This window comes from Chryseobacterium sp. JM1 (assembly GCF_000737715.1).
GTDB lineage: Bacteria > Bacteroidota > Bacteroidia > Flavobacteriales > Weeksellaceae > Chryseobacterium.
In genome coordinates, this window is record NZ_JPRN01000001.1 from 466,790 (window position 1) to 491,468 (window position 24,679).

The following is a 24,679-nucleotide window of genomic DNA, read 5'->3' on the forward strand; positions in this document are numbered from 1 at the left end:
TCGTATTTATTCAATAAAAATACTAATTATATTAATATAGTTCAAATATTGATTTATTGTGTTAAATTAATGTTAAGCGAAATGCTTCTATCTTAGCCGACAAGAAATGATCTCCATGAAAAATTTCAATATTAAAGCCGTACTGTTTTTGAACTATTTTGTTTTCGCGATTCTTTTGAATTCCGTGGGAACCGTTATTCTGCAGGTACAGCAAAACTTCGGAATCTCAAAATCTTCAGCCAGTGTTCTGGAAGGATTTAAAGATCTCCCGATTGCCATATGTTCATTTATTTTGGCGTCATTTCTGCCGAAAATAGGGATTAAAAATTCCATGCTTATTGCCCTTTTTCTGGTGAGCTGTATGTGTTTTGTGATGCCGTTTTCCAATGACTTCTGGTTTTTCAAACTGTTATTTGCCATTGTGGGAATTTCATTTGCATTAATAAAAATCTCAGTTTTTACTTCTATTGGTCTTGTAACGGACACCGATAAAGAGCATTCAAGCTTTATGGGCTTTCTGGAAGGTTTCTTTATGATTGGTGTACTGGCGGGAAATGTTCTTTTCAGTCTGTTCATTGATGATCATAATCCGAAATCGACTCAGTGGCTGAACGTATATTGGGTGTTGGGCGCCGTTTCTACCTTATCATTTTTGTTTTTATTCTTTTCAAAATTGAATGAAAGCGAGGCTAGGAGTGAGAAAACCGATTTGCTGGGAGATCTGAAAAACAGTATCAGCTTGTTCAGCTATAAAAAAGTATTGTTTTTTCTCCTGTGTGCTTTCCTGTTTGTACTGGTAGAACAGAGTTTCCAGACATGGACACCTACTTTTTATAAAGAAATTCTAAAACTTCCGACGTCGATGAGTATTCAGGCCGGAGCTGTTTTAGCCGGAGCTTTTGCACTGGGAAGATTTTTATCAGGCTTTTTCTCCAAGAAATTCAGCTGGATCTATGTGGTTTCCTTTTGCGTGATTGGTTTTGCGGTAAGTATTATTCTGGTTCTGCCATTAACGCACAATATTCAGATTGATAAAGGAACAGGTTGGTTTAATGCTCCGCTTGTCGTGTATTTATTTCCTTTGATGGGAGGTTTGTTGGCACCGATTTATCCAAGTATCAATTCTGTGATCCTGGCATCCATTCCAAAATATTTACACAGTGCGATGGCCGGACTGATCGTGGTTTTTTCTGCCATCGGAGGAACGATAGGTTCTATGATCACCGGTTTTGTATTTCAGGAATTCAGCGGACAGCAGGCGTTTTATCTTTCGTTGATCCCGCTTTCATTGCTGATCATTTCGGCGATTTTCATGAATAAATTAAAAATAAATCCTAAGAAATAATAATGAATAAACAGCTTTACATAAACGAAATCCAGACTCTTTTTGATGATGTACAGAGAGCAGAGATCTTTGAAGACCAGAAGATGATGACTGATGCTGTTCCGATGTTTCCTGTTTCGGAGATCAATGCGGAATACGAAAAGAAAAAGGGAAGTCAGGGATTTGATCTGAAAGATTTTGTGATGGCGAATTTTGATTTCCTGGGAGCGAAAATTTCTATCCACAGAGAAGATCAGTTGCCGATTGAACAGCATATTGAAAAACTTTGGGATGAACTGACGCGCACCGCTTATGAAGAGAAAGGAACCTTACTGAAACTTCCGAAGCCTTATATCGTACCGGGAGGGCGTTTCAATGAATTCTTTTACTGGGACAGTTATTTCATTATGCTTGGGTTGCAGGTTTCGGGGAGAACGGAAATGATGGAGAACATTGTAGAAAACTGTTCTTATTTAATTCAGAATGTAGGATTTGTGCCGAATGCGAGCAGAACCCATTTCCTGAGCCGTTCACAGCCACCGTATTTTTCGCTGATGCTGGATCTTTTGTTTGAAACCAAAGGAGATGAAAAAATATACACCCAATATCATGATACTTTAGAGAAGGAATATGCTTTCTGGATGAATGGGGAAGAATGGCTGGAGAATGATTCCAGTGTGAAAAGAGTGGTGAAAACGAAGAACGGAGATCTTCTAAACCGTTATTATGATGCAGAAAACGCACCCCGCCCTGAAAGCTATCTGATCGATATTGAAGACAGCGACAATGCAGGCGAGGAATTTTACAGAAATATTAGAAGCGCCTGTGAATCCGGCTGGGATTTTTCCAGCAGGTGGTTTGCAGACGGAGAACATATACAGACAATAGAAACACTGAATATTGCAGAAGTAGATCTGAACAGCCTTCTATGGCATTTGGAGAAAACACTGGCCAAATCTTCAGCGCTTCTGAATCTGACAGAAAAAGAAAATTATTTTACTCAAAGAGCAGCAGGACGCAGACAGATGATCAACACTTACTTTTGGGATGAAAACACTGAATGTTATAAAGATTATCACTTAAAAAAACACAAAAACACACCGTCTGAACATATTGCTGCTCTTTACCCATTATTTTTGGGACTGGCAGACGAGGCACAGGCTGAATCTGTTGCTCAGCATATTAAAGAGAAATTCCTTTATCAGGGAGGTCTTGTAACGACTACAAAGAAAACCGGCCAGCAGTGGGATCTTCCTAATGCATGGGCACCCTATCAGTGGTTAGGTTACAAAGCAATGAAGAATTATGGTTTCGATGAACTGGCTGAGGAAATTAAAAATAACTGGTGTAAGAATGTGGAAAGGGTCTACAGCAACACCGGAAAATTAATGGAAAAATACAACGCGCTAGACACGGAAACCATTGCGGGAGGAGGAGAGTACCCGAATCAGGACGGATTCGGATGGACAAACGGGGTCTATCTCAAATTAAAACAAAACTAACTCTATAAAAATCATTTGCTATGAAAAAAAGATCGATATTTTTAATGGCTGCCACCGCTACGCTGTACTTTAACAATGCGTATGCCCAGGAAACCTCTCAGGATTCCATCAAGACGTCATCCATAGACCAGATCGTTATTACCGGAAACTCCGGCCCGAAAAAGAAAATAGAATCAAGCACCGCCATCTCTACGTTTACGGCCAAAGAGATTCAGAAGCAGAACCCTATCAGTGCAGCCGCTCTTTTACAGAGGGTTCCGGGATTTGCTGTGGAAACTTCCGGTGGTGAAGTGGGGAACAACCTTTTTGCAAGAGGGATTCCTTCTGCAGGAGCTTATGAATTCGTGCAGGTTCAGGAAGACGGACTTCCTGTGTTTGAAGACGGAGCACTTCAGTTTGCGAATGCGGATAATTTTTTCCGTGTAGATAATACGGTGAGCCGTCTGGAAGCACTGAGAGGAGGTTCAGGTTCTATTTATGCGAACAATTCTCCCGGAGGATTGATCAACTTTATTTCCAAAGAAGGAAGTAATGATTTTAAAGGAACGGCTAAGCTTGAAACCAGTACTTACGGCCTGATGCGTACAGACATGAATGTAGGCGGTGCTTTGGTGAAGGATAAATTATTCTTTAACGTCGGCGGCTTCTACAGAACAGATAACGGAATCAGAAAGACAGGTTTCAGAGCCAATAATGGTGGACAGATCAGAATGAATCTTAAATATGTCTTTGATAAAGGTTACGCTAAAGTCTATTACAAAAAACTGGACGACAGGAATACATTCTACCTTCCGATTCCATTATTACAGGACGGGGACAAACTTAAGGAATTCCCTGGTTTTGATGCCAACTACGGAACTTACAGTTACAGAGGCGTAAGTCAGCTTAATATTCCACAGGCCGGCGGCGGATTTTTTAAGAGAGATCTTGAAAACGGAATTCACCCGAAAGTAGATGTAGTAGGCGCAGAATTTAAATATGATCTTGGAAATAATTTCAGCGTTCTGAACAAGACGAGATATACCAATATCAATATGGAATATACGGGAATGTTCCCGGCAGGAGCTCCTAAGCTGGCTTCCGATTATGCGACTAAACCTGCCGATCAGGGTGGTTTGGGAATGAGCAATTATCAGTATTCTCTGGTGAGCAATGGGGCTATTGTGAATCCTCAGTATATTCAGAAATTAGGATTCTGGGCGATTGATAAGCAGATGAATAATTTCGTGAATGATTTACAGTTCAATTACAAATTCGACAAAGGAAGTGTAACGGCAGGTTTCTATAAATCAAACTGGAAATCTCATCAGTACTGGAACTGGAGCAATGTTTTAGCGACTGCTTCTGATAAACCGGAGCTTTTAAATTTGGTGAATCCGTCTATGAGTCCTTCGGCTACAGGATATTCTCAGACTTACAATGGGGTGAAAGATATGTCTTTTCTGATCAGAGATTCCCAGATCCAGGGAAGTCTTAATGATGCGTATCTGAATTTTGATTATAATGTTACAGAGGACTTAAGCCTTAATGCAGGAATGCGTTACAGCCGTGATTATTATAAAGGATATGGAGTCAATACAACAACTGCGAATCTGAATAATTCCGGTTTAACGACTGACGGAACCCACAGTTTTGCAACGACTACGGCAGATGATAATATGGCGGTGCTGGGTAATAAATATACCTACTGGACTTATGATATCAACAAAGTATCTTATACATTGGCCGCGAATTACAAGCTTAATAAAGGAAATGCAGTATACGCCCGTTTCTCTCACGGTTTCAGATCTCCAAATGAAGAAGCTTACTACAATAATATGTCAGATCTGAGCGCGATCAAAGCAGTTGATACCAATCAGCTTGAAGTAGGATATAAATATTATTCACGTACTTTCGATATCGGGATCATTCCTTTCTATTCTACGCTTAAAAACCTTTCGTTTACTGATGTATTCTCAGACGGAACTTCAGAAAATAAATTCGCCAACACAACGAACTTCGGGGTAGAAATCGAAGGATACACAAGACTGTTCAACAATATCCTTGAAGTAACTTTCAACGGTACGATTCAAAATCCGAAATACAAAGACTTCGTAGGAAAAAATGCAGATGGAACTACTTTTGACTACGATGGAAACACGGTGAGAAGAATGCCTAAGTTCTATTTCAATATCTCTCCTGCAGTGAATATCACAAAAGAATGGAGAGCTTACGTAAGCATGAACTATTATGGAAAACGTTTCCAGAACGAAGGAAATACGGATGATAATGTTCTGCCTTCATTCACTGAAGTGGGTGCCGGAATGTCTTATCAGTTAGGGAAAATACGTTTTGCAGTGGACGGAACGAATATCTTTAACACGATTGGCATCACAGAAGGAGATCCAAGATCCCAGACTGCAGCCGGAACGAATATCAGAATGGCTAGACCAATCATGGGCGCTGCTGCAAGAGCATCCATTACATTAGATTTTTAAACTTATATTTATTTTCTTCATAAAAAAACCGTCAGGATATTTTCTGGCGGTTTTGATTTTTTTATGGGAAAGATCCAAGAGGCAAGAGCCAGGAATCAAGATTTTAAATATCAGATATGAGACTGAGATTAGAAAATATCAATGGTGAATTTTGCTTTGCAAGTGAATGGTGAATTTTAGCAACTCATAAATTTCCATGATGCGGGTTTCGCGGCTCGAACTAGTAACTAGCAACTGTCAACCAGCAACCAAACCCTCCAACTTGAAAAGCTCGTATCTCAAATCTACTTAAAAAACGGATTATACTGCTTCTCAAACCCGATCGTCGTAGGATTTCCGTGGCCTGAGAACACCTGAGTTTCGTCGTCCAGAATAAACAATTTATGGGTGATACCGTCGATTAATTGTTCATAGTTTCCTTTGTAAAGATCGGTTCTTCCGATGCTGCCTTCGAAAAGAACATCGCCGGAGATCATGAATTTCTGGTTGTCGTTATGATAGACTACGCTTCCCGGAGAATGTCCCGGAACGTGGTAGATTTTAAATTGTTCTCCATCCAGTTCAAGCACATCGCCTTCATTGACGTAAGTGATATCTACTTTTACAGGATCTAACGTGAATCCGAATCTCATTCCGCTGGCCTGAAGCATATCCAGTACATCCTGATCTTCCTGATGCATATGGACAGGAACTTTGAAGGTGTCAAAAGCCCATTGAAGCCCTAAAACATGGTCAATATGAGCATGGGTCAGAAGAATCTTTTCGATCTTCAGTCCGTTTTCAGAAATGAAGCTTTCTATTGCTTTGGTTTCCTGCTCATTCATATTCCCCGGATCTATCAGCCAGGCATTTTTATTTTCGTTGTAAACGATATAGGTGTTTTCACTGGCAAAATTGACTACGAAGCCCTGAATCTGAAGCATAACTGATTTTTTTTATTTCAAAAATACGATATTATTAAGAAAATCCCGATTTTTCGTTATCTTCGTCATAATGAAAACTTTGCGCATACTTTTACTCTCTTTGGGCGGACTGGTTTTTGGTCAGAATATCCAGAGCATCCAGCTTTTTAATCCGCAGACGAACGATGAAACACCTGTTATCAAGTTCGGTGAACAACTGGTTTTAAGCTTTGACGACCTTACCAATGCCAGCGAGATCTACAGATACACGATCAAACATTACGACAGAAACTGGAATGATGACAATCTGTTTTTTACAGAAATTGCCAATGGAAGTTTAAACGGGCTTCTGGATCAGTTCCAATATTCTTTCAATACGTTGCAGCCTTATACCCATTATAAGCTAACATTCCCGAATGATAAAATACAGCCGAAGATCTCAGGAAATTTTGAGCTGATTGTTTTTAAAGATTCAGCAGACAAACCTCTTTTCAAAAGACGTTTTTATCTGGTGGAAGATGCGGCAACTATCGCTTTGAATATCTCAAGAATTGCAGATGCCAAAAATCCCAATGTGAACCAAAGGGTAGAAGTAAAAGCAACTTCAAAAGGAGGAGACCTTTCTTCTAATGTCAATTCAATGACCTTGAATGTGATGCAGAATAACAACCCGAATGTGGTCGTTAATAGTCTGAAACCAAGTGCAACCTTAGGAAACCAGCTGCTTTTTCAGCAAATGAATTTAACATTCCCCGGCAATAATGAATTCTATTATTTCGATAACAAGAATATGAATATGGCTGCAGATATGGTGAGAGCTACGGAATTGAAAGACGGGATCAATCAGACGTATCTGCATCCGGTATGGGCTTTCCCTCTGAATTATCAATATCAGCCTGACGTAAACGGAGCATGGTATTACAGAAGAAATGATTTGGGACTGGAAAGAAATGCAGAAAGAGAAGGAGATTATTCCTGGGTGTATTTTTCTCTTGATTCCGATCCTGTGGATAAAGAAATTTATGTACTGGGAGGTTTTAATAATTTTAAACCAAGCAAAGAAAACCAGATGCAGTACGATGCAGCCAATAAAAAATATGTAGCCAGAATATTTCTGAAACAGGGTTTTTACAACTATATCCTCGCCACAAAAGAAAGCAACGGATCATTAAACTTCGGGGAGGTGAATGGTAATTTCTGGCAGACAGAAAACCTGTATCAGGCATTTTTATATTATGCTCCTTTCGGACGTAATTATGACGGATTGATGGGGTATGGCGAATTCAGAACTCCGATTGGAAAATAAATTTTGCATTCAATTTTAAAAATAGTAGGAGACATTCATTTGGGATGTCTCTTTTTTATTGTACAGATGATTTTAGATACTATTTGTTTTCTTTTTTAACCACAGATTTCACAGATGTACACAGATGATTGTGTTTATTTGTGCAGATCATTTGTGGCATTCGTGTTTAAATATTAATCACCGTTCAAAATTCTTTGAATTTTTTAACTTATGCGTACTTCTTAAACATTATCTATTCAACTTAAAAAACTGAAGTGTTCAAAAACTTTTGTGCCTTTTGTGGTTTAAATAATATTTTTTTTAATCACAGATGATTGTGTTTATTTGTGCAGATTATTTGTGGCATTTGTGTTTAAAATCCAGTCAATAAAAAAAGGAACTGTATAAAACAGCTCCTTATATTTTAGACCAGATAAAAGTCATTCAGTTTTTCTTCGCAGAGGATTTTTACTACGTCGATCCAGCGGTCTTCATCATTCAGACAGGGAATATAATGGAAGTTTTCTCCGCCTCCATGCTGAAACTGTTCTTTACCTTCTACTGAAATTTCTTCCAGAGTTTCCAGACAGTCTGAAACGAAGGCAGGACACACAACGGCCAGATTTTTCACTCCTTTTTTAGGAATCGTTTCTAATGTTTCATCCGTGTAAGGTTCTATCCATTTGTCTTTTCCCAATCTTGACTGGAAAGAAACAATGGTTTTTTCTTTCGGAAGACCCATTTTAGCGATAACAGCTTCTGTAGTTTTATAGCACTGATGTCTGTAGCAATAAGCATTGTGAGTATCCACCTGGCTGTTGATACAGTTGGCATCATCAATTTTACAGGTCTTTGACGGATCTGTTTTGTAAAGATGTCTTTCCGGAACACCATGGTAGGAGAACTGTAAAGCATCAAAATTTTCAGGAAGTTTTTCCTTAATACTTTCTGCCAGACAGTTGATATAAATGTCCCTGTTGTAGAAAGGCTGTATATAATTGATTTTTACTTTCGGAAATTTCTTTTTACGGACTTCCTCTGCTTTCTCAATCACTGTTTCTGTGGTGCTCATCGCATATTGCGGATACAGAGGAAACAGAACAATCTCTGAAACTCCCTGATCCACCAGTTTTTGAATTCCGGCTTCAATACTGGGCTGAGCATATCTCATCCCGATTTCCACAGGAACATCCACTATTTTTTGCAGTTTTTTCTGAATCTTTTCAGTGATGACAACTAAGGGCGAACCTTCATCTGTCCATACTGTTTTATAGGCTTCTGCAGATTTTGCAGGTCTTGTTTTAAGAATAACTCCCTGAACCAGTAGAGCGCGGAAAATCCAGCGGTAATCAATGACCTTTTCATCCATTAAAAATTCGTCAAGATATTCCTTTACATCATTTACCGCCGTGGATCTTGGCGATCCCAGATTTACTAATAAAATTCCTTTCTTTGAATTTAGGGATTCTTTCTGCAAAACTTTCTTTTTTTAATTATAATTTCAATTGATGGGGTTCAAGATTTGAGAACCAGGATGCAAGAGCCAAGAATCAAGAATCAAGATTTTAGACATGAGACCAGAGACGTAAGACTTGCTTTAGCATTAACAAGGTTCGGCGTACGGGTTACGAGGTTCGAACCAGCAACTGTCAACCAGCAACTAAACTTTGAACCCATATACTCTAAAACGCTCCAACCCTCATACGCTCCAACTCAAAACCATTACCCATTCACCGCTTCCACTCTTTCCACCAAATCCGGAACGAATTGTTTTAAAATATTTTCAATTCCGTTTTTCAAAGTGGCAGTAGAGCTTGGACATCCTGAACATGCACCCTGTAGAAGCATTTTCGCGGTTTTGTTTTCCTGATCGTATTCCATCAGGGAAATTTTTCCACCATCGTTTTCTACGGCAGGAGCTACGTATTCATTCAGAATATCTGAAATTTTTTGTTCGTCGTCCGTATAGTCTCTGTTGATGATTTTTTCAACAGGATTTTCATGAGTCTGAGGTTCAAGATTGGATATTTCACCTCCGTTCTGAAGATATTCAGCGATAAGACCTCTTACAGCCATCATCACTTGGTGCCATTCCACAGAATCATCTCTGGTTACAGCCACGAAATTATCAGAAATAAAAATTTCTTTAGCGAAATCAAATTCCTTGAAAATCGCTTGTGCTAAAGGAACTCCTTCTGCCGCCTCTCTTGATTTCACTTCCACAAAACCGTCAATAAGCATTTTGCTGGAAACGAATTTCATGGCATTCGGGTTAGGAGTCATTTCAGCATAAATCTGATACATTTCCTTCTTTTTCTGAAGGTAAATTCTCGGATTGGCTAGTAATTCATCTTCGATGACATTTTTCAGGCTTTCAGCAACATGTTCCCATTCAATAGTGTCCTGTTTTGCTACCGCTACAAAATTAGCAGTGATGAAAACTCTTTCCACAAAAGGATAGTTGAAAAGTTCCTGAGCTAAAGGAATTTCTGAAATATCTGAACTTCTGTCCAACTCTAAAGAGCCCGGGATCAGGTTATAATCCGCGACAAATTTCATCACTTTCGGGTTTTCAGTTGGTTCTATAAGTATCGTACGCATTTTTTCGTTAAATTTGAGATACAAAAATACGCAATTAGAAATTAGAAGTTGGAGATTAGAAATTAGATTTTTGCTATCGCACTCATTTGAAATTAGAAGTTAGAGATGAGAAGTTAGAAATTAGTATGAGTAGACGTGTGATTTTAAAATCAATTCATTTTCCGACAAAAAATTAAAAGTTATTTCATGTAATCAGAATTTACATTTTCAAATTAACTTATTTTTCAAATTTTCAAATCAAAATTATGGCAATTGTAAAAGAACTTTTAGGAAAAAAGCCTCAGATAGGAGAGGGCACATTTTTGGCAGAAACGGCCACCATTATCGGTGACGTTACCATGGGAGAGAACTGCAGTATCTGGTATAATGCAGTGATAAGAGGCGATGTACATTACATCAAGATGGGCAATAAAGTAAATGTTCAGGACAATGCCATGCTGCACTGTACCTATCAGAAATATCCTTTAAATATCGGAAATAATGTTTCCATCGGACACAATGCCATCGTTCACGGATGTACCATTCATGACAATGTACTCATCGGTATGGGAGCCATCGTAATGGATGACTGTCTGGTAGAGGAAAATTCTATCGTAGGAGCCGGTTCTGTAGTTACTCAGGGAACGCATATCAAATCAGGAGAAGTATGGGGCGGAGTTCCTGCCAGAAAAATCAAAGATATTTCTGCCCAGTTACTGGAAGGAGAAGTCAACAGAATTGCAGATAATTATGTGAAATATTCTTCTTGGTATAAGGAGAATCTGGAAAGCTAGTTTTGAGTTGGAGAATTCTAGAGTCGGAGAGTATTAGGGTCGGAGAGTATTAGGGTCAGTGAGTTTTAGAGTAAATGAGTTTGGTTGCTGGTTGGTAGTTGCTGGTTTCTAAAATCGTTGTGAAAAATTTCATATCTCTGATCCCATGTCTGAAATCTTACATCTGACGTCTCATATTCACCATTCACTTGCGAAGCAAAATTCACTATTGACAGTTCCTATAGTATTAAACCATCGGCGGTAATGGTCTGGCATCTGATGTCTGTTATCTGAAATCTATCCAACCACAAATAAACAAAAGCTCCATCTTACCGATAGAGCTTTTTTAAATCCTTAGTATAAACTCCTGAGTGAGTTTTGTTGATCATTCAACGGATATATAACCTTTGCTTTGATTTTTTTCTTTTTTATTGCTCCGGTGTTATAAGCAGGGCTTTTCCGGCGATACACTTGACAGACGTTGGTGGTGTGACCATCATACAGTCAGAGGTGATATTATACTTTTCATTGAAGGCTTTTACTTTCTGGGTATATTCTTCAATTCTTGGAAGGATAATCGTTTCTATCTTTTTAGGGTAAGCGATATATTGTTGAGGTCCTCCGCAGGCTTTAGCTCCCATTGGGGCAAAGGTCCATTCTGATGCATTGTCACATTTTTCTTTGGCGGTTTCAGATTGAATAGAGGCTTTTAGCTTATCCAGCTGTGCCTGTTCATATTTTTGACTGTCTTCATCGGCTGGTCTTTCTGAGATATCCTTAGGAAGATTGATGTCGGCATTTTTTGTTGTATTACATGAAACCAGAGTAAGTGTAGTACATAATGCCAGTAATGGAATATTGATGAAAAATTTTTTCATTATAAATTTCTTTTCAGTTAAAGAATTTTCAAAAGTTATGCCAAGGTAACAAATTCAAATTCATTTTGCGTAATTTTGGAGCGATGAACAATCATTTTTTTGACTTAATAGAGCATACGAACAGAAGTGTCTTTCTTACAGGAAAAGCAGGAACCGGAAAAACAACCTTCCTCAATGATTTTGTAAAGAAGACGAGGAAAAAATATATTGTGGTAGCGCCTACTGGAATTGCCGCGATTAATGCAGGAGGTGTAACCATCCATTCCATGTTTGGGCTGCCTTTAAGGACTTTCTTACCGACTACGGACCGTATCGATGGAAGCTTGGCGAATAATATTGCCGACCTGATGCCCCATTTCAAATACAGGAAAGACAAGCTTAAACTTTTAAGAGAAGTCGAAGTGCTTATCATTGATGAGGTCTCCATGCTGAGAGCTGACGTTCTTGATATGATGGATTTTTCGCTGAGATTTATCAGAAGAAATAATCAACGCTTCGGTGGAGTTCAAATGTTGTTCATTGGTGACCTTTACCAGCTTCCACCGGTGGTAAGAGACGAACATATTTTAAAGATCTGTTATCACTCACCGTTCTTTTTCGACAGCCATGCCGTGAAAGATATTCCTTTGCTGACCATTGAACTGACGAAGGTGTACAGACAGTCGGATGAAAAATTCCTGGATATTCTGAACGCCATCCGGGACGGAGATGTAGCTAATATCAATTTTGATGTTCTTAATGAAAGATATGATCCTGATTTTAAGGCAGGAACTGATTCCTACGTTTATCTGTGCTCGCACAATAAAATGGCAGATGAAATCAACCAGCAAAAACTGGAAGAGATTGATCTGACCGTGAAAACCTATGAAGCCAAGCTTTTTGGAGATTTCAAGGAAAACCAGTTTCCGAACGAGCAGTTTCTGGAATTAAAAGTTGGAGCGCAGGTAATGTTCATCCGAAACGATATTTCCGGAGAGAAGAAATATTTCAACGGAAAATTGGGTGAAATTATGTCACTGGATGATAACGAAATTAAAGTGGTTCTCGATGGTAGCGAAAGAGAAATTGTCGTAAAAAGAGAAGTCTGGGAACAGAAAAAATACTTCCTCGACACCGAAAAAAATATCAAAGAAGAAGTTCTGGGAAGCTTCGAACAGTTCCCGATCAAGTTGGCGTGGGCGGTTACCATTCACAAAAGTCAAGGACTGACGTTTGATAATGTCATCATTGATGCCGGGAAAAGTTTTACAGCCGGTCAGGTATATGTAGCCCTGTCGAGATGCCGTACTTTGGAAGGGATTGTTTTAAAATCCAAAATCACTCCTGAAGTTATTTTTAAAGACAACAGAATTCTGCAGTTCCAGGGAAATACTTTTGCGAATGATAATGTAGAAGCGATCCTGAACCGTGAGAAATATGACTACAGCATCAAAAAAGTACTCCGTACCGTCAACTGTCTGTGGTTCCTGAACGAAGTGGAAGAATGGAATAAACTTTCCATCACCACGAAAAGTATTGATCATGTAAAAACCAACCAGCTGTATCTTCAGTTGAAGCATGAAATTGTCAACCTTGGAAAGATCTTCGAAAAACTGGAAAGAGTTATTTCCCAGAAGGTTAATAATTTTATCGAAAATAAAGAAGAATGGTCTGAAATTGAAGGCAAAACGAAAGGTGCCGTTAATTTTTTCTTTACAGAAATCAGGGATAAAGTGTTCAATCCGTTGAAAGAATTTTATGCGGAAATCAAAGGAACAAAAGGCTTAAAACAGTACAATGAAGAATTCAGAGACTGGCTGGAAGATACAGAAGAATATCTGAACAGTCTTAAAGAAGTTCATCTGTTGGAAACTAAGCTTTTAGATGAAAAAAATGATAAAGAAATCAATTTAAAAATAGCAAAAGTTCCTTCACAGGTTCTTACCTTCCAATTATTTGAGCAGGGGAAAACCATTGGTGAAATTGCTATGGAAAGAGGTTTGGTAAAAGAAACCGTGATCGGACATTTAGCAAAATTTGCAGAACAGGGATTACTGGATATTTCAAGAGTCATTACTTCAGATAAGATCAAAGCGTTTGAAAATGAATTCTATAAAAATCCTCATGAAACCCTTACCGAATGGAAGAATGCGCTGCCAAATGATTTTGAATTCAATGAGATCAGAATTTTGATTAATCATTATACTTTTAAAAAGGAAAAGAATGATTCAATGTAACAAATAAGACTGTCTCAAAGCAAGACAGTCTTTTTTTATTTGTTTAAGAGATCATGATGGACCCTATGGATACATCGTATTGATGGTATTGATATCTCCCGTTGTAAAACCGGTTCTGTTGTAGGTGAAGGTGGTATTGTTGGCTCTCTTAATAGTGGGCTGTCCGTTTTTAGAATAGGAATTTGGCCAATACATCATCACTGAATTAATATTGAAGGGACCTATATCCGTTCCTGAATTATACATATTGAAATTATAAGCCTGTCCGTCCTGAATGTTGTTCCACTGGATGCTTACATATTGATCTCTGTCTTTACGGGCGTGTTCGTGATAAAGTCCTACTGTATGTCCCATTTCGTGAATGACCGATCCTACAGAAATATACTGGTCCAAAGAAATGGTCTGCTTTCCGCCCTGATATCCTATATGTGCCCAACCATCTGATCCGGATGAACTTCCAAAAATAAATTCCACATAGTTCGTCTGATTCGTACGGGGAATCCATTGGGTATTGGTTTTAGTATTGTACTCATTAACAGCGGAAGTGATTTTATTGGCATTGATAGAGCCCATATTACCGGCCACAGTGTAATAAATCTTAGCTCCCGGCCATCTCGAAAAACTGGCACCTCCTTTATTAACGGGATTATCTTCTGCCAGCTGTTGGTCTGTAAGAACAATATCTCCCTGGAAAAAATTCAAACCGTCCTTTTTTTCATAGGTAATAGTTTGGCCTCCCAGTTTTCCCTGTTTGATGTTCTTACTTTGAAGACCATCCGCCTGGGCTTCCGCCATTATATCTTCATTGTTTTTACTACACGAAGCAAAGGCTACCATAATAACAAAACCTGTAACTACAGACTTTTTGACCTGTAGTTTCCGATAGAATACATCTTTAATTTTTTTGTTCATAATACTATTTTTAAATGTGGTGTTCAATTTGGTGATGGTAATACGAATATATTATTTTATTTCTATTATTAGTGAATTATTAGTGTTAAAATAATGATTCGTTTGATGATTGTTAATGATCTGTTATATGTATTTTTCATTATGATGCCTTTCATTAAATAAATTTCATAAGCAAAAGTTGGAGACAGAAATTTTATTTTCAATAGTTTTTGCCTGAATTAGGCGATCAGACTTATCAATTACAAAAAGTAACTAATGCGATTTTATTGGTTTAAATTTGTTTGGTTTTAAACCTAAAATTTAAAATTATGAAATCACCGAGGGTGATTCCATATCGCTTTAAAAAAAAATAAATATCTGATATGAAAAATTTTGAAATATCGGTGCTTGATCTTGCTCCCGTAAAGCAGGGAAAAAGCATTCACGATACGTTTCAGGACAGTTTATCTTTAGCAAACCATACTGAACAATTACATTATAAAAGATTCTGGCTTGCCGAGCACCACAATATGGAAAGTATCGCCAGTTCTGCCACCACTGTTCTGATCGGTTTTATCGCCAACGGAACAAAAACAATAAGAGTCGGATCCGGAGGAATCATGCTTCCGAACCACAGTTCCCTGATCATCGCTGAACAGTTTGGAACCCTGGAATCTCTTTTTCCGGGAAGAATAGATCTTGGTCTGGGAAGAGCTCCCGGAACAGACGGACTTACCGCTCAGGCGCTAGGAAGAAATCCTGCGATCATCAACAAACAGTTTCCGAGACAGATCTTAGAACTGCAGACATATTTTTCGAAGGACAATGCTGATGCTTTAGTGCGTGCCATTCCCGGTGAAGGGCTGGACATTCCGCTTTACATTCTGGGATCCAGTACAGACAGTGCGTGGCTTGCTGCGGAACTTGGGCTTCCGTATGCTTTTGCAGGACATTTCGCTCCGGAGCAGATGGAAATGGCTTTTAAAATTTACAGAGAACATTTTCAGCCTTCCGAACAGCTGGCTCAACCTTATCTGATGGCTTGTATCAATGGAGTAGCGGCAGAAACTTCGGAAGAGGCGCACAAAATGTCTACAACGTTGTTCCAGGCATTTATCAACATTATCAGAAATGACCGTAAACCATTTGCTCCACCTGTAGATGATATGGATGATCTCTGGTCGCCGATGGAAAAATCCATGGTGCTTCAGAAACTGAAATATACGTTGATCGGAAATCAGGCAGAAATAGAAGAACAACTGAAAGATTTTCAGGAAAAATTCAATGTGGATGAATTAATTATCAACTCACATATCTACGATCATCAGAAAAGACTGAGATCTTATGAGATTTTCAGAGAGGCAGCAAACTCTTTATCCAAAGCCTAACAAACCCTCCATATTAATTGGCAGATGCTCATTTTTATAAGTATCTTTGCACAAATAAAAAGTAAACATGTCTGATATTAAATTAAATACTATTCCAGAGGCTATTGAAGACCTTAAAAATGGTAAAATAATCATAGTAGTAGATGATGAAGACAGAGAAAACGAAGGAGATTTTCTTTGCGCTGCAGAATTGACAACGCCAGAAATTATCAATTTTATGGCACTTCACGGAAGAGGACTTATATGCATGCCGCTTCCTGAAAAAAGATGTGACGAGCTTGGTCTTGAAGTGATGGTAAGCAGAAGCAGTGATCCTAAGGAAACCGCTTTTACCGTATCTGTTGACCTTCTTGGAAACGGAACTTCTACAGGTATTTCTGCCGGAGACAGAGCCAAAACCATTTTAGCTTTGATGGATGAAAAATCCAAGCCGACGGATTTCATGAGACCTGGACACATTTTCCCGCTTCGTGCAAGAAAAGGAGGGGTTTTAAAAAGAGCAGGACATACTGAAGCAGCCATTGACCTGACTCAGTTGGCAGGTTTAAAAGAAGGTGGTGTGATCTGTGAGATCATGAATGATGACGGTACAATGTCCCGTTTGCCGGAACTTCACACTTTCGCTCAGAAACATGATATGAAGATCGTTTCCATCGAAGACCTGATTCATTATCAGCTTAAAAAAGGAAACCTTATCGAAAGGCTGGAAGAAAGAAAAGTACAAACCGCTTATGGTGAGTTTGATTTCTTTGCTTTTAGAGAAACATCGAATGATCAGATCCATTTTGCCCTGACGAAAGGAGCATGGACGGTTGATGAACCTGTTTTGGTAAGAGTTCAGTCTTCAGATTCTTATTTTGATGTATTGACAAGACTGAACAACGGTGAAAAGCCTTTATTGGAAAAAGTAACCAATATGGTAAATGAAGCAGGAAAAGGAGCGGTTATTTTCATTAATAACGTTTCAAATTCTGAAAATACACTGAGAAAACTTCAGCAGTTCCTGAATTATCAGGACGGGCAGGAGCAGCATCCTACATTGGCTTACAACTACAGAGATTACGGTATCGGAACACAGATTCTGAAAAATCTGGGAATCAATAAATTTAAAGTGATCACTCAGAACCCTAATATCAAACCACAGGTTGGTGGATATGATGTAGAGGTAACAGAGCTGGTACAGCTGTAAAAATAAATTGTGAATGATCAGTAGTGAATGAATACTACAGGTCATTCATAGAAATAAATTGAATAAAAAGGTTTAGGATTTTTCTAAACCTTTTTTTATTTTTAAACCATGACAGAGTCTTTAAAGAAACACATCAGGGAGTATATTGAAATTTCAGACGAGAAGCTTGAAAAATACTGCAGCGCCTTCACCATTCAGAAAATTAAGAAAAAAGATTTCCTTTTAAAGGAAGGCGATATTTGTGAAGCCGAAGGATTTGTATTGAGCGGATGTTTTAAAGTTTTCCGTACAGACAGCAATGCAGATGATCAGATTCTGTATTTTGCCGTGGAAGACTGGTGGATTTCCGATATTGACAGTTTCATTAATCAGATTCCTTCACAGTTGAATATCCAAGCCATTGAAGACAGTGAAATTCTTCTCATTTCAAAGGAAGACAAAGAAAGACTCTATCTTGAAATTCCTGAAATTGAGAAACTGATGAGGCTTAAATTTCAAATGTCCATCATTGCTTTACAACGTAGAATTATTGATAATTTAAGCAAACCTTCCGATGAACGTTACCAGGACTTTTTGAATAAATATCCCAAAACAGCCCACCGTCTTACCAATATCCAGATCGCTGCTTATTTAGGAGTAACGCCTGAGTTTATCAGCCGAATCCGGAGAAGAATTGTAAGCAGAAACTAAGACTTTTAAGGTGAATGGTCAATAGTGAATTTTGCTTCGCAAGTGAATGATGGATATGAAAAGTTTCGGGATGCGAGATACGTGGTTCGAACCAGCAACTAAAAAACTCTAAAACACCTGATTCTCAAACCCTAATACTCTCCAACTCCAAAACTCTTACAAACTTATCTCCTCAAAATTTCTAAATCCATTCAGGAAATCCTTCACTGTCATTCTTTTTTTACCTTCTAACTGAAGTTCTTGTGGGAAATAAGCACCATCTTCCGTATAGATTTTGAATTCATTTTTAGAAATATCCAAAGTTCCGGATGGTTTTCCATGATTCATGATTTCGAATTTTCCGGCAAATATTTTTAATCCTTTTTCCTCTTCTCCGATTTTGATCGTGGTGAAGGCAGCCGGATAAGGTGACATTCCAAGGATGAACTGGTGAACTGTTTTTGATGGAGCTTTCCAGTTGATTCTGGTATCTTCCTTAAATATTTTATAAGCATTTTTAGGATGCTCAACATGAGGCTGAGGTCTTTCGGTAATAGAATTTTCAGCTAAACCGTCAAGCGTTTTTACAACCAGTGATGAACCCATCTCCATTAATCTGTCGTGAAGACTTCCCGCATTTTCATTCGGTACAATTTCCAGTTCCTGCTGAAGAAGAATATTTCCTTCATCTATTTTTTCATTGATGAAAAATGTAGTGGCACCGGTTTTTTCTTCACCGTTAATCACTGCGTAATTAATAGGAGCAGCTCCTCTGTAATCAGGAAGAAGGGAAGCATGTAGATTGAACGTTCCCATTTTAGGCATTTCAAAAAGAACCTTGGGCATCATTCTGAAAGCAACCACGATGAAAACATCAGCATCCAGTTTTCTCAGTTCTTCCAAAAATTCAGGCCTTCTTAATTTTTCAGGCTGGAAAACAGGAATATTATTTTCGGCGGCATATACTTTTACCGGAGACTGATTGATCTTCTGTCCGCGGCCACTGGCTTTGTCGGCAACAGTTACAACACCTACCACTTCATGACTGGACTGATGGATAGCCTCCAAAGAAGTCTTTGCAAACTCCGGGGTTCCTAAAAAAACGACTTTCAATGATTTCATGGTGCAAAGATAAGGGTTTTTGGGAGAGTTTTGAAGTTGGTGTATTAGAGTTGGAGTGTTTTAGGGTCGGAGAGTTTTAGAGTTTTTTAGTTGCTGGTTGTGAGTTGCTGGTTCAAACCGCGAAACCTAAACCGCGCATCCTGAATCTTGTTAATCTAAGTTCTTAGTTTTCCAGAATTTGTCTGAAATCTGATGTTTTACATCTGCTGTCTAAAATTCACCATTCACTTGCGAAGCAAAATTCACCATTCACATTACTTATCACTCATTGCCCATTACTCATTACTCATTACTCATTACTCATGATTCAGCGCATACGTTCTGAAGTTCAGCATCTTTACTTTTCCTGAATCTAAGAGGAAAATCAGGTTCTCCAGGATGTTGTTTTTAGAGTGATAGTTAAGCTGGACGGACAAATCTTCGATCGTTGATGGTTTTTTAGCCAACAGATTGATGATTTGCTGGGAAATGTTTTTTCCGAAGATGGATTGCTTGTTCTTTTCACAGACTGAACACTGGCCACAGTTCTTCGTATTTTTTTCTCCAAAGTAGGCGAGAATAAGTTTCATTTTACAATAGTCATTGTTTTCTATGAAGAACTTGATCTCTTCCCATTTCTGGATTTTATTCTTTTGGATGTGTTCAAAAAGTTTCCAGTATGCCGCATTGATGGCCCTTTCATCACGGGGTTTTAGAAACTTGATGCTCGATAAAGCACCGTCTACATATTCCAGATAATTTTTTTGCTGAAGTTCTTTCAAACGTTCTTTGATCAAAGGCAGACTAACCCCTATTTTATTGCTGACCTGCTGTTCACTGAACATTACCTTGTGAGTAGTAATTCCTGACACGGTACGGAGCAGAAGCTCTATAAAATAAGCATCCTTCTGTGGCAGCTGGTCTATTTCTTCAGCATTGAACAGAAGCTCCAGCGAAGAGAGGCTTTTGTTGTCGTTATGATAAATGATCTCCTGATTGTGCAGGAAATTGAGAACATTGCTGATCTTAGCCCTTGACAGCCGTGTAAAATTTTGTATTCCCTGGATATTCAGCTGGAAAACTTTTTCCGGCAACTCGTATTCTGCTACCTGGAAAATAGAGTAGAGGTAGGTGATGATTTTTAAAAATTCCGCTTTGTTGGGAATCTGGTTTTTTAAAATCTCGTCAAAATTAAGAAGTTCCTGTTTGTTCCAGAGAAGAAATGCAAAACTGTCTTTCCCATCTCTTCCCGCTCTTCCGATTTCCTGATAAAAATTTTCTAATGAAGGGGCAGGAGAGTAGTGGATCACAAATCGGACGTTATCCTTGTCTATTCCCATACCAAAGGCATTGGTGGAAATCAGAACATGATTATCGCTGGTATTCCAGAGGTTTTGTTTGGCGTTTTTTTCTTTCGTCGTTAAACCGGCATGAAAATAATCCACATTTTTAACCTGGTTTTTTTTGAGAAATTCGGCCAGCATTTCTGCATCTTTTCTCGTTCTTACGTAAACTATTCCTGAGTCATTATTATGTTTTAAAATATCAAAAACACGTTGAAATTTATCGGAAACTTCATCCATGAAAATTCTGATATTTTCTCTCCTGAAACTTTTCTGAAAAACAAACGGCTTTTTTAGTTCCAGTTTATTTTTGATTTCTTCCAGAACTTTAGGAGTTGCCGTAGCTGTTAAAGCCAGACATGGAATCTTTGGATTATTTTTTCTGAATTCTTTAATGTTCTGATAACTCGGTCTGAAATCCTGACCCCATTCTGAGATACAGTGCGCTTCATCTACAGCAATAAATGACAGCTGAATTTCTTCAATATTTTGCAGAAATTGACTGTTCGTCAGTCTTTCCGGGGAAACATAAAGAAGTTTCGTAAGGCCGTCTTTACAGCGGTCATAGACTGCTTCTGCATCGTATTCATCCAGCTCGGAAGATAGGTAGTCTGCTTCGATACCACGGTGTTTCAACTGGCTTACCTGATCTTTCATCAAAGCAAGAAGAGGTGAGATTACCAAACAGGTTCCTTCTTTGAGTAAGGCAGGAAGCTGGTAGCATAGTGATTTTCCGGCACCTGTTGGTAACAGAACAAGACAGTCTTTTTCGTTAATGACTGCATCGATGATTTCTTCCTGGGAATCTCTGAAACTGTCATAGCCCCAAAAATATTTTAGGGTATCAAATTTTAATTTTTGGAAATCCTGCTGAGAAATCATAGGGTAAAAGTAATAAAAGTATTACAACAAAAAAAGCCGTGCGAGGCACGGCTTTGATATATTAGCTGATAAGTGTATTATTTAGCTTCGAAGTATACTCTTCTGTTGGCTCTGTTTTTCCATTCAGGGCATTTAGTAGCTGGTTCGCACTCAGGATATTTAAGGTCTTTTTCACCTTTTCCTACTGCGTTGATTTTTCCAGTCTGAACTCCGTTTTTAATCAAATAATTCTTAACGTTGTTTGCTCTTCTTTCAGAAAGTTTCTGGTTGTAAGCATCAGTACCTCTTGTATCCGTAGCACCGATTACACTGTAAGAACCAGTTGAAGAGTTAATATAGTTTACTGCGTTATTTAAGATTGGAGTGTTTGAAGGTAAAATTCTGTCAGAATTTAGATCAAACTCAATTCCTTCAAGTTTAGTTTCTGTTTCTACTACAGGTCCTGTAGGAGTTGTAGGACATCCGTTGTTTTCAACAGGTCCGGGAACAGTTACACACTTGTCGTAAAGGTCAATTACACCGTCAAGGTCAGTGTCAAGAGCTACACCGGCACCATCCACTCTTGCGCCAGCAGGAGTATCAAGCTGTCTGTCCCAATCGTCACAAACTCCGTCGTTATCAGCATCTCCTTTTTTACATACTTCAATATCCTGGTTTTTGTTAGCCAAAACATCAAGTTTGTAATAGATTTCCTGAAGCGGGTCATGCCACATTAAGTGAGACTCATGTTTTCCTAACTTCAATGAAATACCTAAAGTGGCATTAAAGAAGTTATCAGATACCTGCTCTTCACGTTTGTTGATGGTACTGTATTTGTCACCACCTCCGTCGAATTCATCGTCACCGGTAACTACATACATCAATCTTCCTTCAAGATCAAGTCTTCTGTTGATTTTGTACTTTAGACCGGCACCAGCCTGCATAAACAGAGATCCTAATTTGAAAGGCTTGATTTCAGTAGCCAGTCTCTGCCCGTTGATATCTTTCTGATATGCTTTGTAAGCAATCGTACCGATACCTGCGTAACCGTGAAGTGCCCATCTGTAAGGAGAGTGGTTGTCCACTCTTCTTAAAAGATTGGAGAAATTGATGTCTCCCAATAAAGAGATCGCATCATACTGAGTTCTTCCTGCTATTGATGTTGCATCCGGTGCAGCATCTTTCGTATTGAAGAAACCCTGTCTCGTTTCACCTCTGTCGTATTGTAGTTTTAAACCGAAAGCATGGGTAATTGCTTTGTCAATACTTAAATAGGCAGAGTATCCAAATAGATTTTTACCATTACCATTTTTAATTGAAGTCATATCAGCTGACTGGATCAATGGTACACCGGCACCTGCTGAAATAGACCAGTCGTTGAATCTTTTTGACTGATTGGTAAACGGGGAAACATTGGCAGAACCAGAAGAAAAAGTGTTTGGATATTCTCCGTTTGAAACTGCCGTTGAGTCTTGCGCAAAGCTTACGGCAGGAATTGCCATGGCTAATGCAACAATTGCTAAACTTAATTTCATAGTGTTATTTTTTTAAGTTAATTTAAATGATTTTATTTCTTAATTAATTTATTCTTATGATCTCTTCTCAATAGTTCTGATATGCATAATTCACTACATACCGAAATGTCTGAAAAATAATATAAAGGTAGGTAAAAAATTTCGTAGTAAAAAAAATAACCGAAAAGAAATGTTCTTTTCGGTTAATATGGAAGGATTATTTTTTCTTCTTTTTGGTCTGTTTTTTCATGGGTGCATCTTCGTAATCTTTCTTTTTAATAGAATCCCAATCCGCACTTTCTACAAAACGAACCGTTACTTTTCTGTCTGCCAATCTTTCTGCATCAGATGCCGTTGCAGGCACTACAGCATAAGCTGAACCTACTCCTTTAGATTTCAGTACATTCTGGCTGACCCCTCTGTTTTCCAAAGCGCCTACTACTGCAGCGGCTCTTTCTCTGGATAATTTAAGGTTGTATGCAGCATTTCCTTTAATATCCGTATGTCCGGTTAATAAATAATTACCGCCTTTCTCTTTGATAATTTTTGCAGCAAGATCCAGTTTATCATTAGACTCCGGTCTGATGGTTGTCTTGTTGAAATTGAAGTATATATCTTTTAGATTTTGTTCTATTTCAATAGCTGTCTGGTTGTTATCTACTTTTTTTACGATTGGGCATCCGTTATTTTCTACAGGTCCGGGAACCGTTACGCATTTATCGTTAAGATCGATTACACCATCCAGGTCGATATCAAGAGCTACGCCGGCACCATCCACTCTTGCCCCTGCAGGAGTGTCAAGCTGTCTGTCCCAGTCATCACAAACTCCGTCGTTATCGCCATCCCCTTTTTTACATACTTCAATATCCTGTTTTTTATTAGCCAGAACATCCAGTTTGTAATAGATTTCCTGAAGAGGGTCATGCCACATTAAGTGAGACTCATGCTTTCCTAACTTCAATGAAATACCTAAAGTAGCATTGAAGAAGTTGTCAGATACCTGTTCTTCACGTTTGTTGATAGCACTGTATTTGTCACCACCTCCATCGAATTCATCATCACCGGTAACTACATACATCAATCGGCCTTCAAGATCAAGTCTTCTGTTGATTTTGTACTTTAGACCAGCTCCGGCCTGCATGAACATTGACCCAAGTTTAAAAGGCTTAACTTCCGTAGCTAATCTTTGTCCGTTGATGTCTTTCTGATAGGCTTTGTAAGCAATCGTACCGATACCTGCATAACCGTGAAGTGCCCATCTGTAAGGGGAATGGTTGTCCACTCTTCTTAAAAGATTGGAGAAATTAATGTCACCCAATAAAGAGATCGCATCATACTGAGTTCTTGCTCCTACAGCTTTCGCATCGGGTGCAGCATCTTTCGTATTGAACCATCCCTGTCTTGTTTCACCTCTGTCGTACTGTAATTTTAAACCGAAAGCATGGGTAATTGCTTTGTCGATACTTACATAAGCAGAGTATCCGAAAAGATTTTTACCATTACCGTTCTTGATAGAAGTAAGGTCAGCAGACTGGATCAGCGGTACACCTGCACCTGCTGAGATAGACCAGTCATTGAATCTTTTTGACTGATTGGTAAAAGGGGAAACATTGGCAGAGCCAGAAGAGAATGTATTAGGATATTCTCCTGTTGAAACTGCTGTTGAGTCCTGTGCATAGCTAACGAAGGGAATCGCCAGTGCTAATGCAGCAACAGCTAAATTTAATTTCATCATGTATTTATGTATTAAAATTTTTTTTCAAAAACTGAAGAAAGCAGTCTTTCA

General features: G+C 38.6%; 18 protein-coding genes. 9 read left to right on the forward strand and 9 right to left on the reverse strand.

Annotated features, from left to right (window positions below; genetic code table 11):
- Positions 1–115 precede the first annotated feature (115 nt).
- From IW22_RS02040 to IW22_RS02050, 3 genes are read left to right on the forward strand one after another with little or no spacing between them, the layout of a single operon-like run.
- Positions 116–1,345, forward strand: a complete 1,230-nt coding sequence (locus IW22_RS02040) for an MFS transporter (protein ID WP_034723724.1) — start codon at positions 116–118, stop codon at positions 1,343–1,345.
- A gap of 2 nt (positions 1,346–1,347) precedes the next feature.
- The gene (locus tag IW22_RS02045; protein WP_034723725.1) at positions 1,348–2,826 is read left to right on the forward strand and encodes a trehalase family glycosidase; all 1,479 of its coding nucleotides are present in this window, start codon (positions 1,348–1,350) and stop codon (positions 2,824–2,826) included.
- A gap of 20 nt (positions 2,827–2,846) precedes the next feature.
- Positions 2,847–5,303, forward strand: a complete 2,457-nt coding sequence (locus IW22_RS02050; RefSeq protein WP_034723726.1) for a TonB-dependent receptor — start codon at positions 2,847–2,849, stop codon at positions 5,301–5,303.
- Positions 5,304–5,587: 284 nt separating this feature from the next.
- Here IW22_RS02050 and IW22_RS02055 read toward each other — a convergent pair whose 3' ends face one another.
- Complete coding sequence (locus tag IW22_RS02055; protein ID WP_034723727.1) at positions 5,588–6,226, reverse strand: MBL fold metallo-hydrolase; 639 nt, start codon at positions 6,224–6,226, stop codon at positions 5,588–5,590.
- A 70-nt stretch (positions 6,227–6,296) separates the two neighbouring features.
- On the opposite strand from IW22_RS02055, the gene IW22_RS02060 reads away from it, so the two are divergent.
- Positions 6,297–7,511 carry a type IX secretion system plug protein domain-containing protein gene (locus tag IW22_RS02060; RefSeq protein ID WP_034723728.1) on the forward strand — a complete coding sequence of 405 codons (1,215 nt, stop codon included), beginning with the start codon at positions 6,297–6,299 and terminating at the stop codon, positions 7,509–7,511.
- 403 nt (positions 7,512–7,914) lie between these two features.
- Here IW22_RS02060 and hemH read toward each other — a convergent pair whose 3' ends face one another.
- Complete coding sequence (hemH, locus tag IW22_RS02065; RefSeq protein ID WP_034723730.1) at positions 7,915–8,967, reverse strand: ferrochelatase; 1,053 nt, start codon at positions 8,965–8,967, stop codon at positions 7,915–7,917.
- Between the two features lie 245 nt (positions 8,968–9,212).
- On the reverse strand, positions 9,213–10,091 hold the full coding sequence (locus IW22_RS02070) for a NifU family protein (protein WP_034723732.1): 879 nt from the start codon (positions 10,089–10,091) through the stop codon (positions 9,213–9,215).
- Between the two features lie 245 nt (positions 10,092–10,336).
- Between IW22_RS02070 and IW22_RS02075 the strand changes: the two genes are divergently transcribed.
- The gene (locus IW22_RS02075; protein WP_034723733.1) at positions 10,337–10,864 is read left to right on the forward strand and encodes a gamma carbonic anhydrase family protein; all 528 of its coding nucleotides are present in this window, start codon (positions 10,337–10,339) and stop codon (positions 10,862–10,864) included.
- 407 nt (positions 10,865–11,271) lie between these two features.
- Here the strand turns inward: IW22_RS02075 and IW22_RS02080 are convergent, their stop codons facing one another.
- Positions 11,272–11,721: a hypothetical protein gene (locus tag IW22_RS02080; RefSeq protein WP_034723734.1), complete on the reverse strand. Its 450-nt coding sequence runs from the start codon at positions 11,719–11,721 to the stop codon at positions 11,272–11,274.
- 83 nt (positions 11,722–11,804) lie between these two features.
- On the opposite strand from IW22_RS02080, the gene IW22_RS02085 reads away from it, so the two are divergent.
- Positions 11,805–13,937 carry a helix-turn-helix domain-containing protein gene (locus tag IW22_RS02085; RefSeq protein ID WP_034723735.1) on the forward strand — a complete coding sequence of 711 codons (2,133 nt, stop codon included), beginning with the start codon at positions 11,805–11,807 and terminating at the stop codon, positions 13,935–13,937.
- Positions 13,938–14,000: 63 nt separating this feature from the next.
- On the opposite strand, the gene IW22_RS02090 is transcribed toward IW22_RS02085, so the two are convergent.
- Entirely contained in the window at positions 14,001–14,849 is an 849-nt protein-coding gene (locus tag IW22_RS02090) for a M12 family metallopeptidase (protein ID WP_034723737.1), read from the reverse strand.
- A 362-nt stretch (positions 14,850–15,211) separates the two neighbouring features.
- On the opposite strand from IW22_RS02090, the gene IW22_RS02095 reads away from it, so the two are divergent.
- The 3 genes from IW22_RS02095 (at position 15,212) to IW22_RS02105 (ending at position 18,095) form a co-directional block, all read left to right on the forward strand.
- Complete coding sequence (locus tag IW22_RS02095; protein ID WP_034723739.1) at positions 15,212–16,216, forward strand: LLM class flavin-dependent oxidoreductase; 1,005 nt, start codon at positions 15,212–15,214, stop codon at positions 16,214–16,216.
- Positions 16,217–16,283: 67 nt separating this feature from the next.
- Positions 16,284–17,405 (forward strand): 3,4-dihydroxy-2-butanone-4-phosphate synthase, encoded by a 1,122-nt coding sequence (gene ribB / locus IW22_RS02100; RefSeq protein ID WP_034723740.1) that lies wholly within the window; start codon positions 16,284–16,286, stop codon positions 17,403–17,405.
- 108 nt (positions 17,406–17,513) lie between these two features.
- On the forward strand, positions 17,514–18,095 hold the full coding sequence (locus tag IW22_RS02105) for a Crp/Fnr family transcriptional regulator (RefSeq protein ID WP_034723742.1): 582 nt from the start codon (positions 17,514–17,516) through the stop codon (positions 18,093–18,095).
- Between the two features lie 156 nt (positions 18,096–18,251).
- Here IW22_RS02105 and fmt read toward each other — a convergent pair whose 3' ends face one another.
- The 4 genes from fmt to IW22_RS02125 all read right to left on the reverse strand — a co-directional run bounded on the left by fmt (position 18,252) and on the right by IW22_RS02125 (position 24,625).
- Positions 18,252–19,196 carry a methionyl-tRNA formyltransferase gene (gene fmt, locus IW22_RS02110; RefSeq protein ID WP_034723744.1) on the reverse strand — a complete coding sequence of 315 codons (945 nt, stop codon included), beginning with the start codon at positions 19,194–19,196 and terminating at the stop codon, positions 18,252–18,254.
- A gap of 296 nt (positions 19,197–19,492) precedes the next feature.
- Complete coding sequence (locus tag IW22_RS02115) at positions 19,493–21,400, reverse strand: ATP-dependent DNA helicase RecQ (RefSeq protein WP_034723746.1); 1,908 nt, start codon at positions 21,398–21,400, stop codon at positions 19,493–19,495.
- 77 nt (positions 21,401–21,477) lie between these two features.
- Positions 21,478–22,914 (reverse strand): OmpA family protein, encoded by a 1,437-nt coding sequence (locus IW22_RS02120; RefSeq protein ID WP_034723748.1) that lies wholly within the window; start codon positions 22,912–22,914, stop codon positions 21,478–21,480.
- Positions 22,915–23,110: 196 nt separating this feature from the next.
- Positions 23,111–24,625, reverse strand: coding sequence for an OmpA family protein (locus IW22_RS02125; RefSeq protein ID WP_034723854.1), 1,515 nt, complete (start codon positions 24,623–24,625; stop codon positions 23,111–23,113).
- Between the last annotated feature and the right edge of the window lie 54 nt (positions 24,626–24,679).

Bases quoted from the DNA above. Each gene is read 5' to 3' on its own strand.
- IW22_RS02120 (WP_034723748.1), bottom strand. From the start codon at position 22,914: ATGAAATTAAGTTTAGCAATTGTTGCATTAGCCATGGCAATTCCTGCC.
- IW22_RS02060 (WP_034723728.1), top strand. From the start codon at position 6,297: ATGAAAACTTTGCGCATACTTTTACTCTCTTTGGGCGGACTGGTTTTT.
- IW22_RS02080 (WP_034723734.1), bottom strand. From the start codon at position 11,721: ATGAAAAAATTTTTCATCAATATTCCATTACTGGCATTATGTACTACA.
- IW22_RS02070 (WP_034723732.1), bottom strand. From the start codon at position 10,091: ATGCGTACGATACTTATAGAACCAACTGAAAACCCGAAAGTGATGAAA.
- IW22_RS02095 (WP_034723739.1), top strand. From the start codon at position 15,212: ATGAAAAATTTTGAAATATCGGTGCTTGATCTTGCTCCCGTAAAGCAG.
- IW22_RS02040 (WP_034723724.1), top strand. From the start codon at position 116: ATGAAAAATTTCAATATTAAAGCCGTACTGTTTTTGAACTATTTTGTT.
- IW22_RS02045 (WP_034723725.1), top strand. From the start codon at position 1,348: ATGAATAAACAGCTTTACATAAACGAAATCCAGACTCTTTTTGATGAT.
- IW22_RS02075 (WP_034723733.1), top strand. From the start codon at position 10,337: ATGGCAATTGTAAAAGAACTTTTAGGAAAAAAGCCTCAGATAGGAGAG.
- IW22_RS02085 (WP_034723735.1), top strand. From the start codon at position 11,805: ATGAACAATCATTTTTTTGACTTAATAGAGCATACGAACAGAAGTGTC.
- fmt (WP_034723744.1), bottom strand. From the start codon at position 19,196: ATGAAATCATTGAAAGTCGTTTTTTTAGGAACCCCGGAGTTTGCAAAG.
- IW22_RS02115 (WP_034723746.1), bottom strand. From the start codon at position 21,400: ATGATTTCTCAGCAGGATTTCCAAAAATTAAAATTTGATACCCTAAAA.
- IW22_RS02105 (WP_034723742.1), top strand. From the start codon at position 17,514: ATGACAGAGTCTTTAAAGAAACACATCAGGGAGTATATTGAAATTTCA.
- IW22_RS02125 (WP_034723854.1), bottom strand. From the start codon at position 24,625: ATGAAATTAAATTTAGCTGTTGCTGCATTAGCACTGGCGATTCCCTTC.
- IW22_RS02090 (WP_034723737.1), bottom strand. From the start codon at position 14,849: ATGAACAAAAAAATTAAAGATGTATTCTATCGGAAACTACAGGTCAAA.
- IW22_RS02050 (WP_034723726.1), top strand. From the start codon at position 2,847: ATGAAAAAAAGATCGATATTTTTAATGGCTGCCACCGCTACGCTGTAC.
- ribB (WP_034723740.1), top strand. From the start codon at position 16,284: ATGTCTGATATTAAATTAAATACTATTCCAGAGGCTATTGAAGACCTT.
- IW22_RS02055 (WP_034723727.1), bottom strand. From the start codon at position 6,226: ATGCTTCAGATTCAGGGCTTCGTAGTCAATTTTGCCAGTGAAAACACC.